13 protein-coding genes are annotated in these 16,875 nt (G+C 71.8%); 1 reads left to right on the plus strand and 12 read right to left on the minus strand.

Annotated elements, in window-relative coordinates:
- Window positions 1-218 precede the first annotated feature (218 nt).
- Complete coding sequence (locus ACIOJD_RS22895; protein ID WP_401916611.1) at window positions 219-2,063, minus strand: glycoside hydrolase family 9 protein; 1,845 nt, start codon at window positions 2,061-2,063, stop codon at window positions 219-221.
- Between the two features lie 202 nt (window positions 2,064-2,265).
- A complete protein-coding gene (locus ACIOJD_RS22900) occupies window positions 2,266-3,360 on the minus strand; it encodes an AbfB domain-containing protein (protein WP_401916614.1) in 1,095 nt (364 codons plus the stop codon).
- A gap of 630 nt (window positions 3,361-3,990) precedes the next feature.
- Between ACIOJD_RS22900 and ACIOJD_RS22905 the strand changes: the two genes are divergently transcribed.
- On the plus strand, window positions 3,991-4,758 hold the full coding sequence (locus tag ACIOJD_RS22905; protein WP_401917128.1) for a response regulator transcription factor: 768 nt from the start codon (window positions 3,991-3,993) through the stop codon (window positions 4,756-4,758).
- Window positions 4,759-4,865: 107 nt separating this feature from the next.
- Here the strand turns inward: ACIOJD_RS22905 and ACIOJD_RS22910 are convergent, their stop codons facing one another.
- From ACIOJD_RS22910 to ACIOJD_RS22955, 10 genes are all read right to left on the minus strand, one after another.
- A complete protein-coding gene (locus ACIOJD_RS22910; protein WP_401916616.1) occupies window positions 4,866-6,437 on the minus strand; it encodes a sensor histidine kinase in 1,572 nt (523 codons plus the stop codon).
- Window positions 6,438-6,477: 40 nt separating this feature from the next.
- Window positions 6,478-7,350 (minus strand): carbon-nitrogen hydrolase family protein, encoded by an 873-nt coding sequence (locus ACIOJD_RS22915; RefSeq protein WP_401916617.1) that lies wholly within the window; start codon window positions 7,348-7,350, stop codon window positions 6,478-6,480.
- A complete protein-coding gene (locus ACIOJD_RS22920) occupies window positions 7,347-8,147 on the minus strand; it encodes a flavin reductase family protein (protein ID WP_401916620.1) in 801 nt (266 codons plus the stop codon). Before ACIOJD_RS22920 ends, ACIOJD_RS22915 begins: the two co-directional genes overlap by 4 nt.
- Before the next feature lie 20 nt (window positions 8,148-8,167).
- Window positions 8,168-9,184: a formylglycine-generating enzyme family protein gene (locus ACIOJD_RS22925; RefSeq protein ID WP_401916622.1), complete on the minus strand. Its 1,017-nt coding sequence runs from the start codon at window positions 9,182-9,184 to the stop codon at window positions 8,168-8,170.
- A complete protein-coding gene (gene ribA / locus ACIOJD_RS22930; RefSeq protein WP_401916625.1) occupies window positions 9,181-9,972 on the minus strand; it encodes a GTP cyclohydrolase II RibA in 792 nt (263 codons plus the stop codon). Before ribA ends, ACIOJD_RS22925 begins: the two co-directional genes overlap by 4 nt.
- On the minus strand, window positions 9,969-11,900 hold the full coding sequence (locus tag ACIOJD_RS22935; protein ID WP_401916628.1) for a WD40 repeat domain-containing protein: 1,932 nt from the start codon (window positions 11,898-11,900) through the stop codon (window positions 9,969-9,971). Before ACIOJD_RS22935 ends, ribA begins: the two co-directional genes overlap by 4 nt.
- Window positions 11,888-13,972: a YncE family protein gene (locus ACIOJD_RS22940; protein WP_401916630.1), complete on the minus strand. Its 2,085-nt coding sequence runs from the start codon at window positions 13,970-13,972 to the stop codon at window positions 11,888-11,890. Before ACIOJD_RS22940 ends, ACIOJD_RS22935 begins: the two co-directional genes overlap by 13 nt.
- Before the next feature lie 174 nt (window positions 13,973-14,146).
- Window positions 14,147-14,659 carry a hypothetical protein gene (locus ACIOJD_RS22945; RefSeq protein WP_401916633.1) on the minus strand — a complete coding sequence of 171 codons (513 nt, stop codon included), beginning with the start codon at window positions 14,657-14,659 and terminating at the stop codon, window positions 14,147-14,149.
- A 176-nt stretch (window positions 14,660-14,835) separates the two neighbouring features.
- Window positions 14,836-15,969: a CU044_5270 family protein gene (locus ACIOJD_RS22950; protein ID WP_401916636.1), complete on the minus strand. Its 1,134-nt coding sequence runs from the start codon at window positions 15,967-15,969 to the stop codon at window positions 14,836-14,838.
- Window positions 15,966-16,634, minus strand: a complete 669-nt coding sequence (locus ACIOJD_RS22955; protein WP_401916637.1) for an RNA polymerase sigma factor — start codon at window positions 16,632-16,634, stop codon at window positions 15,966-15,968. Before ACIOJD_RS22955 ends, ACIOJD_RS22950 begins: the two co-directional genes overlap by 4 nt.
- Window positions 16,635-16,875: the final 241 nt, after the last annotated feature.

The raw sequence follows: 16,875 nt of genomic DNA on the forward strand, positions 1-16,875 counted from the left end.
GGCGGGAGGCCGCGTGGGAGGCCTCCCGCCCGTGTCAGGGCAAGGGTGTAGCCCTTCGCGACGGGGGATGCACGAAGGGCTACCCGTACATTATGACACCTTGTCAGCGACTTTCGACAGTCGACTCGTCAGATGGTGGGCGGGAATTGGCGAACAGCAGTACCCATCGGGGGTCGGAAGGGCGCCGATCGGGAGGCCGGCGAGGTGTCGGCAACGGTCTATTCGGCGGCGAACTGGGTGAGCCAGGCCAGCGGGGCGTTCCAGTTCACGGCCACTTCGTTGGTCGAGTACGAGCCGATGTCGTCGATGTAGCAGGCGGCGGGCGCGCATCCGGACAGGCGCTCCTGGGCGACCGGGTCCTGGAGCGCGGCGTTCGGCCCGCCCGCGAGGGATCCGGCGGGCGGATTGGGGAGCGAGGCGTCGAACTGGTGCGCCCAGAACCGGTGGTGCTGGTTGCGGGACGCCTGTTCTCCGTAACCGCTGATGTACGACTGGCCGAGGGTGTTGCGGCCGAGCAGATAGTCCAGGGACTCCAGCGTTCCGGCGCGGTAGCGCTGTTGGCCGGTCAGTCCGTGGGCGACGGCCATCACGATCGCGTTGTTCGCCACCTGGCCGTTGGAGCCCCATACGTACCCGGAGGCGGGGAGTGGTGTCGCGTACCCCTGGCCGGACATGGTCGCCAGGTGTCCGTCGGCCGCGGTGGTCACCGAGGTGCGCAGGCGCGCGGTGTCGGCGGCGGGCAGGCCGGTGGGGACGGTCGCCAGGGTGAGCCGGCCGAGGGCGGCCGTGTCGGCCCAGCCGAACCCGAAGGAGGAGAGGGCGTCCGCGGAGGTGTGCCAGGGCGAGGAGGTGACCGCGTCACGGTAGGCGGCCTGGCCGGTCGTCGCGTACAGCTCGGAGGCGGCCCAGTAGAACTCGTCGCTGACCGTGGCGTCGCTGTACGCGCCGCCGCCCGTGCCGTCGGAGTCCGGTGCGAGCAGGCCCGGGTTGGCCCGCGCCGCCGTCCAGGCGCGGCGGGCGGAGTCCAGGCAGCGGGCGGCGAACGCGGCGTCGTACGGCGCGAACACCCGGGCGCACTGTGCCGCGGCGGCCGCGAGGTTGAGGGTCGCGGCGGTCGACGGGCGGTGCAACTCACGCTGCTGGGCGTCCTGTCCGGGCCTCGTGGGGAGCGCCGTCCAGGCCGCGTCGTGCATCTTGTGGAACGCCGTCCCGGCGAGCGGCTTGCCCTCCGGGACCTGCATCCGCATCAGGAAGTCCAGCTCCCAGCGCGCCTCGTCCAGTACGTCGGGGACGCTGTTGCCGCGCTCGGGAACCCTCAGGGTGGAGTCGCCGAGGGCCGCGTCCGTACCGGCGCGGCGGGCGCGCTCGAACGAGTTGACCAGCAGCCAGGCGGAGATGCCGCCGTTGACGACGTACTTGCCGTGGTCGCCCGCGTCGTACCAGCCGCCCCGTACATCGCGGCTGTAGTCGCAGACCCCCGCCTGGCAGGGGACGTTGGTGTCGCCCTTGTTGGGCGCCACTCCGAGATGGCCCGCGGGGCGCGCGTAGGCCGCGCCCGCCAGTGACGCCTCGATCGGGATGCCGCTGCGCTGCTGGTAGAAGAACGACATGGCGTCCGAGCGCAGGCCGCCGTAGAGCTGGGGTCCGGTTTTGATGTCGAAGGGGTGGCTGGTCAGGCCGCCCGCGGCCAGGGTGTAACCGGGGCCGGTGCCGGTGTACGAGGAGAAGTCGGCGAGCTGGGTGGTGTCACGCGAGGCCGTGTCGGTGCCCCGGACGGTGGTGGAGCCGGAGGCGACCACGGTGCCCGAGGCGTTCCGCAGCTGCCAGTTGAGCGGTCCGGCGGACGGGCTGACCACGGTGGCGCGTTTGGGGCCGTCGGGCAGGTAGCCGAGCTGGTTGGTCCGTATGGCGTTGGTCGCGGAGGTCGCGGAGGTCGCGGAGGTCGCGGAGGTGGCGCCGTTGCCGGCGGGCTCCGCGGTGGCGGGGGTGGTCAACAGGCCGGTGACCAGGAGAGCCGCCGAGGCGAGGGTGGCGGCGGTGGGGGTGAACGCGTGCACATGCATGGGGGGACCTTTCGCGGGCGACGGCACCGGTGAGGGCGCGGGCGTGGGGCGATCGGAGCGTGCGGATGCGGGTGTGCGGATGCAGGTGGGTGTGCGGATGCGCGGAGCCTGGCGGCGTGGGGGCACTTGTGGGAGCGCTCCCAGATGCCTCCTCGCCGGAGAATCGCATGGACGCGTCGAGCGGTCAACGGGTGGGTGCTGATCAGCCGTTGACCATACGGAAGGTGGAGTCCGCCCGGTAGAGGGCGCTGCGCTGGTACGGGTCGAGCCGCAGCTGGAAGTCCCGGTGCCGGACGAAGCGTCCGGGGTAGTTGTACGACTCCAGCATCACGGTGCCGTCTGCCCCGCCCGACCGGGGGCAGAAGGTGGCGTCCCGCTTGAAGAGGGTGCTGTGGTCGGAGGTGTCGGCGCGGAGGCGGAAGGACAAGTGGCGCAGATAGCGCCCCTTGCCGAGGGAGAAGGAGTAGCAGTCGGAGTCGGCGAGCCCGGCCGTGATCGTGAAGGTGGCCGCGCTACGGGCGACGGTGTCGAGGAAGACACTGCTGGTGCCCCTGCCGCCGCGTACATGCCAGTAACGGTCGGGGTAGTTGACGGCCTGCACGGCGCGCTGGCGCGGCGTGGTGGACGGGGGCGGGCCGGCGCCCCCACTGGAGCCGGAGCCGGAGCCGGAGCCCGAGCCCGAGCCGGTCCCGGACTCGTCGGTGTCCCGGTCCTTGCCCTCGCCCTGGCCCGTACCGCTGTTGTCGTCGCCCGGAACCTTGCTCGGTTCGGTGGTCGTCGTTCCTGGCCGGTGTTCGTTCCCCGCGGTGTGCTGGTCGAGTTCCCGGGAGTCGTCGCCGTCACCGGGCCGGGGCTCCTCGGGTATCGCGAACCCGTCCTCGCCGCTGCCGGATCCTGGCACGGCGGGGAGCGCGGGCACCGCGGGCCTGACGGAGTCCGCCACGGGTGCGGAGGTCTGCTGCGGCCGCGACTCCGACCGTACGGCGACGATCATGGTCGCGACCCCGCAGGCGACGGTCACCGCCGCGGCCAGTGCCAGGAGCCGGGTGCCGCGTGGTCGGAGCGCGGGGGCGGGGCTGGTGAGCGCGGTGAGGGCCAACGGCCTCCGGCTCGCGCCACGTGGGGCAGGTGTGGCGAATGTGCCCGGTGTGTCAGCCGCACCGTATGCGCGGTGTCCGTCCCTGGTGTCCCCCGGGGCGTCCGCGAAGAGCAGCAGGTCCGACGGGTTCGGGATCGTGTACGAGCCGGGGCGGTCCAGGGGTGCGACCGCCGTCCCCGGCAGGCCGGGACGTTTCATCGGCACCGGAAGCCGGTCCGATGGTGGCCCGGAGGAGTTCTCCCGGACAGGGCCTGGTTCCAGGCGCCGTGTGGGGTCGGTACCGGATGTCTCTGGCATGCGCAGCTTGCCCTCCAGCGCCGCCTGCTGGCGGTACGCGGATCCGTGACCGGAGATTCCGGATCCGGGATCGGGGATCCGGGATCGGTGATCTGTCCCGGCGAGAGAGAGTGTGGGGTGAGGTGGCAGGGGCGCGCGTGGCCCGTCGCGGCCATGGCGCCGGTTGACGCGACAGGTGATGAGAGTAGTGGACCAAGTGACCCTCCTGTGAAGGTTCTGGCGCCTCGGTACGTGAAATTCCGCCACGATGTGAACACGCCCCGCGGTCCATTCCGGACGAAGTCGGTACGCCTGCCGACCATCCGCCGAGACGGAGCCAATGGATCCATAGGCATACACAACAGGGCGCATCCGTACGGGAGTTGATCGGCCGGGCGGGTCCGGCGGCGGGAAGACCGCGCCACTTTGGACTTTGTGCCCACAGACCCGCACTTGTGGTGCCTCTCATACGTACTCCCTACGCAAGGTGCCATGCGTTTCAACGGCTGTCGCGCGACGGCGTGAGAGCGCGGAGGAAAGGTGGGATCACGAATGCAGGTGCTGCTGGTCGAGGACGATGTCTCCATCGCCGAACCCCTGAGGGACGGCCTGGCCCGGTACGGATTCACGGCGCACTGGGTCCGTACCGGCGCCGCCGCACTCGACGCCCCGCCCGGTGAGATGGTCCTCCTCGACCTGGGACTGCCCGACATGGACGGGATCGATGTGTGCCGGCGGCTGCGGCAGGTCTCCGAGGTGCCCGTCATCATGCTCACGGCGCGCGGTACGGAGGCCGACCGCGTGGTCGGGCTCGAACTCGGCGCGGACGACTATCTGGCGAAACCGTTCAGCCTGCGCGAACTGGTCGCCCGGATACGCGCGGTGACCCGGCGTACCGTGGCCGTCCCCACCACGGGCCCCGACCGGGCGGCTCCCGGCGCGGCGCCCGAGGACGCGGTGCAGGTGCTCGGCGACCTGCGGATCGACCGGCGGACCCGGCAGGTCCGGCTGGGCGGCAAGCCGATCACGCTCGCGCCCAAGGAGTTCGACCTGCTCGCGCTGCTCGCCGAGGATCCGGGCGCGGTGTGCTCGCGGCAGCAGATCCTCGGCAGCGTATGGGACCCGAACTTCTTCGGCCCGACCAAGACGCTGGACGTGCACATCGCGGCGCTGCGCCGCAAGCTCGGCGATCCCGGCCGGATCGAGACGCTGCGCCGCGTGGGGTTCCGGCTCACCGTGGCGCCGGGGCACGCGGCCACGGCGCCGGGTCCCGCCGCCCGGACGTCGCGGCGCGAGGTCACGGGGCACACGATGCTGTGATCGGCGGCTACGGGCTACGGGCTACGGGCAACGGGATCGCGAGGCTGCGGGCTGCGGGATCGCGAGGCTCCGGGGCTGCGGGATCGCGAGGCTCCGGGATCGTGGGATCACGCCGAAGTCCTCGCCGCGAGGCGGCTGTTGGCCTCGGCGGGACGGAGCTGGACGGCGGCGTCGAGACCTCCCTCCGGGGCATCCCGGAGCGAGATCTCGCCGCCGCCGGCGTGGACGAGTTGCTGGACGATGGCCAGCCCGAGCCCGGACCCCTCGTGGGTGGAGTCCGGGGCACGCCAGAACCGGTCGAACGCGCGACCGCGTTGTTCCTCGCTCATGCCGGGCCCCTGGTCGATCACATGGAACTCGACCAGGGCCTCCTCGTCTCCGTACGGCCTCTTCCCCTGCCCACCGTCCCCGTCCCCGTGAGCGTGGGCGGAGGCGGTGGTCAGTGTGATCGTGCTGCCGGGCGGGGCGAATTGCAGCGCGTTGGCGAGCAGGTTGTCGACGATCTGCTCCAGGGCGCCCGGTATCGCCCGTACCCGCCCGGCCCGCGGCCCCGCGACCTCGATGCGGATGTGCTGCTCGGCCGCGAACCCTACCCATGTCTCGGCCCGGTCCCGCAGGACCTCGTCCAGGTCGACGGTTTCGGGCGCGGTCGCCGAGTCCTCCATACGGGCGAGGGCCAGCAGGCCCTGCACCATGCGTGTGAGCCGGTCGATCTCGGCGACGGCCGCGTCCAGGCCCGCGTGGGCCCGCGCGTCGAGGTCGAACTCCAGGGTCTCCACGCGCAGGCGCAGCGCGGCCAGCGGGGTCTTGAGCTGGTGGGACGCCTCGGCGGCGAACGAGCGCTGGGCGCGCAGCAGCCGTTGCAGCCGGGTGGCTGTACGGTTGAACGACGCGGCCAGGCGGCGCAGTTCGGGCGGTCCCAGGTCGGCCGGCGGGAGGTCGGCCAGCGATCCGTTCGCCAGTTGCGCGGTGGCCCGCTCCAGCGCGCGCACCGGACGGGTGATCCAGCGGGCCAACGCGAATCCGACCAGCGCCACCACGACGAGCACGCCCACGCCGATCCCGGCCAGCAGCAGCCAGGCCAGCCGGGTGCGGGCGTCGGTGTCCGACGTCGTCGAGGTGACCCACACCGCGCCGCGCACCTGCGAAGCCACGGTCACGGGCTCGGCCACCGAGACGAGGGCGTCGTTTCCCGCGTGGTCACGGAGCATGCCGACCGAACTGCGGTTGCGCAGCGCGGCGGCGAGGGCGCGGCTGACCGCCGCCTTGTCGGCGGCCGTCACGGGGGCGACGGCACCGGACGCGGAGCCGGTGCCGGGGGCGCGCGGGGAACCGGCCGCGGAGGTGGGGCTGTTGCCCAGGCGGTACTTGGCCGCGGGGCCCGAGCCCGGGTCGGGGTAGGTGCCGGAGTCGGTGAGGAGTGTTCCCCGGCGGTCGAAGACGACCACCCGGCCGCCCATGCACTGCGCGTAGTGGGCGACGAAGGCCGTCAGGGCAGGTGTCTTCCCCGCCTGGATGTCCTCCTCGACCAGTTCGGCGACCATGACGGAGTTGCGCTCGACGGTTCTGGACAGGTCGGAGAGTTCGCCGTGTGCGTAGAGGGTGCCGAGGGGCACCTCGAGCCCCACGAGGACCAGTAACGCCAGGGTCAGGTAGCTGAGCAGCAGCCGTCGAGTCATGGTGCAGCCCCTTCGTACGGTAATCCCGGTCCTGCGGTGTTCACGAGCCGTCGGTCCGGCACTCCTGAAGCATGTGGAGGAAGCCGCGTACCTCGGCGATGTCCCCGGGGTCGAGGTCGGCCAGGAGGAGTTCTTCCCGCGTTGTCTCCGCGCGGCCGAGCGTGCGGCCGTCGGGCCCGTGGAGCGCGGTGCCGCCGGAGCACGGGCGGTGCGGCGGGCCGCCCACGGGGTTGGCGAACAGCGCGTACACCGTGTTCTCCAGCGCGCGGGCGGCGAGGTAGACGGCCGCCCGGTGCTCGTTCCCGGCGGCGAACGCGCTGGGGCACACATAGACATGGGCTCCGGCGAGGGCGGCGGCCCGGCCGTGTTCGGGGAAGGAGATGTCGTAACAGATCCCCAGGCCCAGCTTCCAGCCGTCGACCGGCAGGACCGATGCCCGGGAGCCCTGGGTTCCCCGCGCTCCCGGGGCGAACAGGCCGCGCTCGTCGGCGTGCCACAGGTGCTGTTTGTCGTACGCCACGGCGGCCGTGTTGTTGGTCTCGGCCCCGGGACCGAACGTCACGACGGAGTTGGTGAGGGCGCCGTCGTGACGCCGTACCGCCGCGCCGGTCAGTACGGTCACGCCGTGGTCCGACGCGGCCTCGGCGAGCGGATCCAGGCGGGCGTCCGCCACCCTTCCGTGCGCGTCGGCGGGCACTTCACAACGGTCGGGTACGGCGGCGAGCAACGCCAAGTCATAGGCACACAGGTGCAGTTCGGGGAAGACGACCACCCGGGCTCCCTGCTCGGCGGCGCGCACCGTCAGCGCGGCGGCGCGGCGGGCGTTGCCCGCCACATCCCCGGGTACGGCCTCGGCCTGCGCCGCCGCCACGCGCAGCGGGGACGTGGGGAGCGCGAGGGCCGACGGGCTCATTCGCGTACTCCGGGCAGGGGAGGCGCCCCGGTGATCTCCGCGTATCCGGGGTCGGCGCCGTCCCGTTCGACCCTCACCCGGCAGCCGCCCAGCCGTTCCACCGGCAGGTGGTCCGGTACGGGCAGATCGACGAGGAAGTCGCCGTAGACGCCGGTGGGATGGTCGCCGAGCGGTTCGGTCACACCGCCGGCCGTCAGCAGGCTCACCCGCCACCGGCCGTCCTCCGCGCCGACCGGTCCCGTGGCGGCGATCCGCAGGAGTCCGCCGGGCAGCGACCGCGCGGTGGCGACCACCGCCGTACGCCGTACCGGGGCGCCGAGTGTGTGCATCGCGCCGTGCTTGACCAGCGGCCGGGGAGGGTGCGCGGGCAGGTGCGCCGCGACGACCTCGCCCACGTACATGGTGTGCACGGGAAAGTTGACGGTCTGCCGCAGCACGCATTCGACCGCCACCAGGCCCCCGGTCACCCAGGGCGAACCGGTCGCTTCGGGCTCGCCGAACGCGATCAGCTCGCTGCCGGTCTTGTCGACGTCGGCCACGGAGAAGCTGCCGGCGAAGTCGGCCACCTCCGCCTGGTCCTCCGCGCACAGCGTCAGAGAGAACTCCCCGGCCCCGGCGATCAGCGCACCGGTGGCGGCACGCGGGCCGAGCACCACGGCGGCGTACAGCGGCGCCTTGTTGACGAAATAGGACCACTCGGCGGCCATCACGTTCGTGCCGGTGCCATGCCGTACGGAGACCAGCCCCACGGTGCTCGTCAGCTTTTTCCACAGGCCGTCCGGCAGGTCCGGTGTCATGCGGCGCACCCTTTCGCCGGTCATACGGAGCACCGGCCCTTGGGCCGGGTGCCGGTGGCGAGCCGGAAGCCCACGGGGTAGAGCGGGCTGGGGAACGCGCCGTGGCGGCGCCGGGTACGGGCGAGGTCGCCGAAGCGGGAGAAGCTGCCCCCGCGCGCCACCCGGTACGCCTCGTACGCCCCGTCTTCCTCGCTCCGCGCGGTGTCCCCGACCAGATCGTCCGCGACGAACGGGCCTCCCGGGTAAGGGCGGTAGCCGTCCGCGACGAACTCCTCGACGTTTCCGCCCATGTCGAAGGCGCCGAACGGCGAGCGGCCCGCCGGGAAGGCGCCCACCGGTGTGGTCGTGTGGACGCCGGTCTCCCGCGTGTTGACGGCGTCCGTGTCGAACGTGTCGCCCCACGGGAACTCCAGCCCCGACGGCCCCTTCGCCGCGTACTCCCACTCGGCCTCACCGGGCAGCCGCCACGGATGCCCCGTGCGCCGCGACAGCCAGGCCGCGTAGGCGTCGGCGTCCTCGGGCCGCACCCCGGCGACCGGGTGGTTGGACCGGTCGTACGGGTAGGCGCCCAGGTACCAGGTGGTGGGCCGGTCCCGGCGGCCGGTGTCCGCCAGGAAGTTCCGGTACTCCGCGTTGGTGACCGGATAGGCGGCGATCCAGTAATCGGCCAGTTCGGCCGTGTGCGCCGGGGTCTCCTTGTCGATCCACGCCCTCTCCACGCCCACATGCGCCCACGCGTCGACCACCGAGGCGACGTGATCCGGTGCCAGCCCGGTCCGTACGGCGGCGCCCGGCACGGGCACGGCTCTCGGCACCGGGCCGATACGGGGGTCGCCCAGCAGCGCGAGCAGCCCGCCGGCCGCCAGCCGTACGGCGAGGGGTTCGCCCGGGTCCTCGACGGCCGACGCCAGTTCCGCCGGGGTGAACGCGGTGAGCCGGGCGGCGGCGGTGCCGGCGGCGGGCCGCAGCACCCGGGGGTCGGCCAGCTCGGCATGCTCCTCGAAGTGCGGCGAGGCGGCCGCGTCCGGCGGGGTCATGTCCGTACTCCGTGCGCCGCGCCGTGTGTTGCCTCGTGCGCCGCGCCGTGTGTTGCGTCGGGCGCCGCGCCGTGTGTTGCGTCGGGCGTTGTCTCGCCCGCCGCGTCGTGTGTCGCGCCACGCGTCGCCTCGCGCGTGGCCTCGCCCGCCGCGCCGTGTGTTCCGAGAGCGAGCGTGTGCCCCGCTGAGCGCGCCTTCGCGGCGAGGTAACCGGCGTTGTCGTCGGTCAGGTACAGCTGGGTGGGCACGGCGGCCGTCACCTCGATGCCGTGATCCCGCAACTGTCGTATTTTGTCCGGGTTGTTGGTGAGCAGCTGGACACGGTCCAGGCCCAGCGCCCGCAGCATGGCGGCGGCCGTACCGTAGTCCCGCTCGTCGGCTCCGCGCCCGATGAGCCGGTTGGCCTCGAAGGTGTCGGTGTGCCGGTTCTGGAGCAAGTAGGTGTCCAGCTTGTTGTAGAGACCGATGCCGCGCCCCTCCTGACGGAGGTAGAGCACGGCCCCGCCCTGTTCGGCGATCCGGCGCAGCGCCTCGTCCAGCTGGGGACCGCAGTCGCAGCGGGTGGAACCGAAGACGTCCCCGGTGAGGCATTCGCTGTGGAGGCGCACCAGGGGCGCGGTGCTACCGGTGCTGCTCGGTGGTACGAGGCAGGCGAGGTGTTCCCCGGCGTCCGGCAGGCCGTGGAACGTGACGAGTTCGGCGCGCTGCCGGTGCGCCCGCTCGAGCGTGACCGGGACGCGCGCCCGTACGGTCGCGTTCGCCGCGCCGTCTCCGAGGCCGCCGCTCAACTCGCCACCCGCTCGTACTCGCGGACGGGCGGATCCGCCCGTTCGACCAGGTCGCCGACCTCCCACGACCGCAGCGCGCGGACCGTACCGTCCCGGTCCCGTCCCACGATCAGCAGCCGCCCGTCCCAGCCCGCCACCGCCACGCGCCGGTCGTCCAACTGGACCATGCAGGACAGGCCTTGCCGGAATTCGGCGAGGAGGCGGCCGGAGGCCAGGGTGGCCGCGCCGTCCGCCCAGTCGACTTCCCAGGCGTAGAGGCCGAAGTCGTAGGAACCGGCGAGGACGACCGGGGCGTCCGGGTCGCCGAGCAGGCTCACGCACTTGACGGACTCGTCGGGGCCCAGGAGCGTCTGGGTCTCCTTCATCCGCCGGCTCCCCTGCTTCGTATGGGCGAGCGGGTGGTCCGTGGGCGCCAGCAGACCGACCTTCACGGTGTGGTCCCGCGACGCGGAGGCGACGACCTGTCCGCGCAGCCCGGCCACCGCGTTGACCAGGTTCCCGTGCCGCCAGAGCGTGACGCGGTCGTGCAGGGGGCCCGCGTCGACCGTCCGGTCCGTCGCGGCGGAGAGGAAACCGCCGTCGAACGCGGACAGCGACTTCACCGACCCGCCGTGCGGACGGCCACGGTCCACCTCCTCGAGCGTCACCGGGTCCAGGGCGATCAGTTCGCCGTTGTACGTACCGGCGACGAGCTGGTCCCCGACGGGACAGAGTGAGGGCACGGGAGCGCCGAGCCCCTCGCTGAACGAGAGTTCTTCCCGGGGCCCTTCGCCGTGGGAGGGGTCTTCGCCGCGTCGGATCACGTGCCCCGAGTACGTCCCGGCGAAGAGAGCGCCGTCCCGGACCGCGAGCGACAGGACCGGGCTGTCGGACATCTCCAGTACGCGCACCGGCGGCGGCCCGACCGGTGTCTCCGGGGCGCTCACACCGACGGCGAGCACGAGCCCCGAATCGCAGCCGATGAGCAGCTCGTCCCCGAGCACCGCGAGCGCGTTCGCCCCGTGTCCGGGCCGTTGTGGCGCGGCGAGTTCGGCACCGGTGGCGAAGTCCAGCAGGTGTGGCCCGTTCCAGAAGCTCCCGGCGGCGACCATGCCCCGGGCCGCCGCCACCGACCGGGGCCACAGGCGGGCGTCGCGCACCTGCCGGACGGGTTTCCCGGTGAGGTCGAAGTGGTGCAGCGAACCGTCGTACGCGCCGACGACGAAGGAACTGTCGTCGTCGGCCCACGCGACCGAGCGCGCCGCCGATGTGGAGACGGTCACCGAACGCAGGCAGTCCAGCTGCGGAGTCAGCAGGTTGACCACACCGTCGTCGCGGGCGACGGCCAGCATCGTCCCGGAGTGGGACCAGGCGCAGCCCTCGACGGAGGACGCGTAGTGGCGTATCGCCGCGCGGGCCGGGCGGGCCGGTTCGCCGACCGCGACCATGCCGTCCTCGCCCACTGTGGCGACCAGGCCGTCACAGCTGACCGAGACCATCATGCAGTGGGCCGCGTGGGTGCTGATCTCGGCGAGGAACGCGCCGGTCGGGGTGTCCCACATGGTCGCCCGGCCGTCCTCGGAGACACAGATCAGGCGCCGGCCGTCGGGCATCCAGGCCACCGAGTTGATGTCGTCGGTGTGCCGGGCCAGCACGGTGACCAGGCGGTGCTGTCCGTGCTCCGGAATCCGCCACACCGCGACGGTCTTGTCCGCCGACGCCGTTGCCAGCAGGGCGGGTTCGGTCGGATTCCACGCCGCGGCGTTGACGAGGCGGCGGTGGCGCAGCCGGGTCAGCGGGACGGGGCGGGCCGGTTCGGTGGTGTCCCAGATCAGGACGGTCCCGTCGTACGAGCAGCTCGCGAGCCGCTTGCCGTCCTCCCGGAAGGTCACATGGGTGATCGGGGCGGCGTGGCCCGTGGGGTCGGGCCGCAGATCTATCGCGCGCACGGTGCTTCCTTTCTGACGGCGATGGCTACGGGGACGGGGACGGCTACAGGGACGGGGACGGCCTGATCGTCGGTGTGGCCGCCGGTGTGGCCGCCGGTGTGGTCGTGGTGCTTCAGGGTGTGGACGGCCGGGTGCCGGGACAGCCAGTGGTCGCGCAGCTTGCGGAACCGCAGCTTCTTGGGGCGCCGCTCCAGCCGGAAGAGCGACAGGATCCCCGTACGGCAGCCGACGAGGAGGTGTGGTTCCCCGGTGGCGTCGTGGATCATCGACAGCGCCTTGGGATAGTCCGGGAGGTCCTCGACGAGCCCGAGGAACGCTCCGGTGGTGTAGTCGTAACCGGCCAGCTGCATCCCGTACGAACTCGCACACACCAGGCCGTCGCTCACGACGGCGTTCTCGATGGTGTTGGAGAGCAGCTTCGACCAGCGGGCCACCACACCGCCGCCGATCGCGAGTTCCTTCACCCCGCCGTCTCCGGTGATGTACGCCCGGCCGTTCTGGATCCACAGGCGCTTGGGGTATTCGCCCTGGTCGAACCGCCACCGTACGGTCGCGTCCGCCCGGTCGAGCACGACGATCACACCGTTCCTGGTGATCAGGAGGCGGTCCCCGTCGGGCAGGTAGGTGGCGGCCCAGACCGGCAGGCCGTCCACATCGAACAGGTCGAGCCGCCGCCCGTCGGCGGTGTCCAGCTCGACCGCGCCCGCGTTGGTGGCCACCAGGGCTCGGGCGCCGTCCGGGCTGACGGCGACGGTGTGCGGCAGGGCGGGCAGTTCGTCGCTCCACCGGAGCGTGCCGTCGCGGTCGGCGCGGAAGGCCCGGTGGTCGCGGGTGATGCCCAGCCAGCCGGACCGTACGGGGGCCACCCGCCGGGTGAAGCCGAAACCGGTGGTGTGTTCCGCCTCCACGCGCAGCACGGGTCCGGCCACGGAGTCCCGTACGTGTACGACGGCCACGCCGGTGTCGGTGGCGCAGTACAGCGTGCGGCGGTCCTCGGCGGACGGCTGGATGTCCCACACGGCCTGGCGCCGGAAGCCCGCGGCCCGGACGAACCCGCCCTCGGCGTCGAGCTGGATGATCTCGCCGTCCTGGCACAGGACGTACACGTCGGCACCGGCATCCGGAGAGGCTCCCGTACGGGTACCCGTACCCGTACCCGTACCCGTACGGGTACCCGTACCCGTACCCGTACCCGTGCCGGTGCCGGTGCCCACGGCCAGGTCGGAGAGCTGGTGCGGGAATCCGGTCACCGTGCGCGCGATCCGGAGTTCCCGGTTGGTGTTGTCGAAGATGTGCAACTCGCCGTCGAACCCGCCCGCGTAGGCCCGCAGGTGGTCGGGGGAGAAGGTGACGAACTCGACGTCGTCGCGCGCGAAGAGACATTCGTCCTCCTTCTCGCCCGAGGCGCTGACGATCACGACACCGTTGGCGATGTCGGCGTTCTCGCCCGCGCCGAAGTCCTGGGTGGCCCAGAACCGGTCGTGGCGGGCGTCGTAGCGCACCCGGTGGATATTGCCGTCGTCCAGCTTCACCAGGTCGGGGAACTCGGCGTCGGTGAACGAACCGAACCGCAGGTTCCCCTTCTTGTCGGACACGGCGTGCCGGGTCGGATGGTCGGTGCAGGCCCACTCCATGGGGCTCTCCCCGCAGATGTTCGGCCGTACCTCCAGCACCTCGAAGGTGTGCAGGTCCAGTACGAGCATCTGCCGGTGGTAGCCGCTGGAGACGAAGACCCGGCCGTCCCAGATCCCGATCCCGCGCGAACTCACCGGGGACGGATGCTCGTTGGGGATGAGTGTGGACGGGTCGCAGACGGTCGCGGGGTCCAGCCGGTCGACCAGTTCCAGTGTGTCCAGGGACCACCGGAATATCGCGCCCATCCGGTCCTTGCCGATGATCCAGCCCTCGGCGACGGCGAGACCGTAGAGCGGCCGGCCGTGCTGTACGAAGGAGGACGACCTGACGACCCTCAACTGTGCGTCGAGAAGGTGGACTCGCCCGTGGATGTCGGAGGCGAGCAGCCCTGTGCCGTCCACGTACACGATCCTGACGATGCGGTCTGGCAGCTCCACGATGACGGTTCCCTGGTGTGTGCGTGTTGCGGGAGGAGGGGGAGGGGGCACCCGGCCGGCGATCCGGTTCGGAGAGCGCCGACCGGGGCGCCGCCGGATCAAGGTCCGGGGCCGGGGCCGGGGCACAGCCTGTGGCCGGGCCTGTAGCCGGGCGGAACGTGTCGTGCGGACCGGCTACTTGTTGCCTTCGACGCCCTGGCGCTCGCCGCCGTCGTCATCGTCGTCGTCATCGATGTCGTCGCCGACGCCATCCGCGTCGTCATCGTCCTCGCAGACCGTGTCGTCGTCGAGGACACCGCTTCCGCTGTCCGCCGCGAGGGCGGGATCGGCGGCGGTCTCCTGGACGATCTGGGTGAGGGCGTCCACCTGGGCCCCGCGCTGACCGGCCCCGTCGACGAAGACGACCTTCCAGACCGCGCGGCCGTTCTCCTCCGACAGCCCCACGCCGGTGACCCGGCCGCCGCCCACCTCACGCAGCACCAGATCCGCGGCCTGAGCGGCGTTGGTGACCTGCGGCGCGGCGGCCTGCCCGGCCGCCCTGGTCTGCACCGTGGTGCCCGAACCGTTCTGCGCGGGGGATTCCTCGCCCGCGGCGGCCAGTCCCGTCCCGGCGATCGCCAGGCCGCCGGCAGCGACGAAAGCGATGAGTGATTTCCGCATGAGTGCCTCCAGTTGTCGAGTGCTCATGACGGGTATAGGAGACGCGGAGGGCCGATCACCAGGGCATTGTCCGGGCCTTGTCCGCCCGCTGTCCGGTTGATGTCCGGGGCTTCACCCTGGGTGCGTGCCGGTGGGACGGACGGACCGTTCGGCGGCGGGGGAACGCCGCCGAACGGCCTGTTGTGCGGAATACGGCGAACGGTTCAACTGGCCTTCGACGGAGTCTGCTTCATGCCGTCGACAATGGACCGGTTCATGATGGCGCTGGTGTAGGTCACGGTGCCGGGCTTGATGAGTCCGGCGTCGCCACCGTTCTCCCGCACCTGGACGGTGCGCTCGCCCAGGTAGACATGGGTCTTCTTGTCGAAGATCCATTCCATGCGCTGGCCGCTGATCTCGTCCATCCGGGCCACCGCCACCCCGTGCCGGCCCGCCGCGTCCTCGGAGTCCTGCACCACGACCACACCCGGGATCTTCGCGGCGGTCTTGAACAGCGCGGAGTAGAGCGCGGCCGGCGGGTAACTCTCGCCCAGCAGGTCGCCGATGGTGGTGAAGGCCTGCTGGTCGGGGTTGTTGCCCTGGCCCTTGGTCTCCTTGTAGATCTTCTTCAGCAACTGGTCGGGGTCGGTCGTCAGCTTGGTCAGGTAGTCGTACGACGGCCCGCCCAGATGGGCCACCGGGGTGTTGCCCTGCTCGTCGGGGAGGGTCAGCGTCTCGCCTTCGGGGCTCTCGTTGACGGACGGGTCGATCAGCCAGCCCTTGACACCGTCGGCGGACATCCAGGTCTGGCGTGTATGCAGCTCGTTCGAGACCAGCGTGGTCTTGTCGTCGACGGTGCGCTCGTGGGTGTCGGCCTGCTTCGACTCGATGTAGACGTACTGGCCGGGCTTGACGGTGGGGTTGGTGCTGTCGGCCGCCGCCAGTGAGATCTGGTCGAGCAACTGGGGCACGCCCTTGGTCGTGGCGGCGCCGACCTGGGTGGTCAGGGCCGGTCCGGTGGCGAGACCCTTGCCCGAACCGCCGTGCGCACCACCCGAGTTGACCACCGTGGCGCCGAGGGCGACCGCGCCGACCAGGGTGAACGCCAGCGCCGTCCCCAGCACCGCGCGGCGCGGCATCGCGAACCGTTCCTTCCGTACGCCGCCCGCTGCCGCCGTACGCCGGCCCTCGGTGGCCTGGTTGTTCTGCTCGTTGTGCTGATCCTGCTGAATGCGGGCCATCAGACGCTCCTTGTGGAACAGGTGGCGGCCCGCCGGCAGGTCACGCTCCGTCGGTGGCAGGAGCTGGGCGCTCTCCTCCCACTCGGCCGGACTCTGCCGGGACGGGTTCACGTTCATCGGATTCCTTCCTGTGCGGACCGGATCGCGGTGTTGCGATCGCCTCTTACCTGTCCGGGACCCGGAGCGGGTTCCCGATTTCCTCTCGCCGGTCCGTCGGCGGGTCCCTTCGCCGGGCCGGCCAGTTCGTCGTCGGCCAGCTTCCGCAGCTTCGCGCGGGCCCGGGAGAGCCGGGAGCGGACCGTACCGACCGGGATCCCGAGGACCTCGGCGGCGGCCGTGTACTCCAGGCCCTCCCACAGGCAGAGCGTCAGGACTTCGCGCTCCGGTCTGCGCAGCGCGGCCAGCGCGGTGAGCGCGGCCGCCAGCCGCCGGCGGTCGTCGAGCCGGCCGGCCACTTCCTCGGCATGGTCGGGTACGGCTGTCTCGGCACGGGCGGCGGCCATGGCGGCGGCCCGGTACCGCCGGTTGCTCCGGCTCTGGTTACGGGCGACGTTGGTGGCGATGCCCAGCAGCCACAGCCGTAGCGACCCCCCTTCGGGATCGACCGTGGCGCGCAGCCGCCAGGCCTCCATGAAGGTCGCGCCCATCACGTCCTCGGCCGTTGCCCAGTTGGCGGTCAGCCGGAACGCGTGGTTGTAGACCGTGCGGGCATAGCTGTCGAACAGCTCCGCGAAGGCGCTCGAATCCCCGGCCCGAACCCGGGTACGCATATCTGTGCTCATCTCCCTGAGCTGTCCGGCTCCCCACACCGAGTTCCCGTGACCCACGTCACATTCCGGAAGGGTCCTCGGCCGGATCATCCGCCTCATCCGCCTCATCCGGCTCCCTGGCTCACGGCCGCCCCCCTGTCCGGCCTTCGGTCCGGCATGAACGTATGACTCAACGTCAGATCCGAGCGCCCACCCGAGTGAAAAACCCGCACGTCGAGCCCGTTACGCACACCGAAAACCATATTGGCGGGTT

Source organism: Streptomyces sp. NPDC088116 (genome assembly GCF_044741745.1).
Classification (GTDB): domain Bacteria; phylum Actinomycetota; class Actinomycetes; order Streptomycetales; family Streptomycetaceae; genus Streptomyces.

Coding starts and splice junctions, on each gene's coding strand:
- ACIOJD_RS22905 (WP_401917128.1), top strand. CDS start 3,991: ATGCAGGTGCTGCTGGTCGAGGACGATGTCTCCATCGCCGAACCCCTG.
- ACIOJD_RS22920 (WP_401916620.1), bottom strand. CDS start 8,147: ATGACACCGGACCTGCCGGACGGCCTGTGGAAAAAGCTGACGAGCACC.
- ACIOJD_RS22955 (WP_401916637.1), bottom strand. CDS start 16,634: ATGAGCACAGATATGCGTACCCGGGTTCGGGCCGGGGATTCGAGCGCC.
- ACIOJD_RS22910 (WP_401916616.1), bottom strand. CDS start 6,437: ATGACTCGACGGCTGCTGCTCAGCTACCTGACCCTGGCGTTACTGGTC.
- ACIOJD_RS22900 (WP_401916614.1), bottom strand. CDS start 3,360: ATGAAACGTCCCGGCCTGCCGGGGACGGCGGTCGCACCCCTGGACCGC.
- ACIOJD_RS22945 (WP_401916633.1), bottom strand. CDS start 14,659: ATGAGCACTCGACAACTGGAGGCACTCATGCGGAAATCACTCATCGCT.
- ACIOJD_RS22915 (WP_401916617.1), bottom strand. CDS start 7,350: ATGAGCCCGTCGGCCCTCGCGCTCCCCACGTCCCCGCTGCGCGTGGCG.
- ACIOJD_RS22950 (WP_401916636.1), bottom strand. CDS start 15,969: ATGAACGTGAACCCGTCCCGGCAGAGTCCGGCCGAGTGGGAGGAGAGC.
- ACIOJD_RS22895 (WP_401916611.1), bottom strand. CDS start 2,063: ATGCATGTGCACGCGTTCACCCCCACCGCCGCCACCCTCGCCTCGGCG.
- ACIOJD_RS22925 (WP_401916622.1), bottom strand. CDS start 9,184: ATGACCCCGCCGGACGCGGCCGCCTCGCCGCACTTCGAGGAGCATGCC.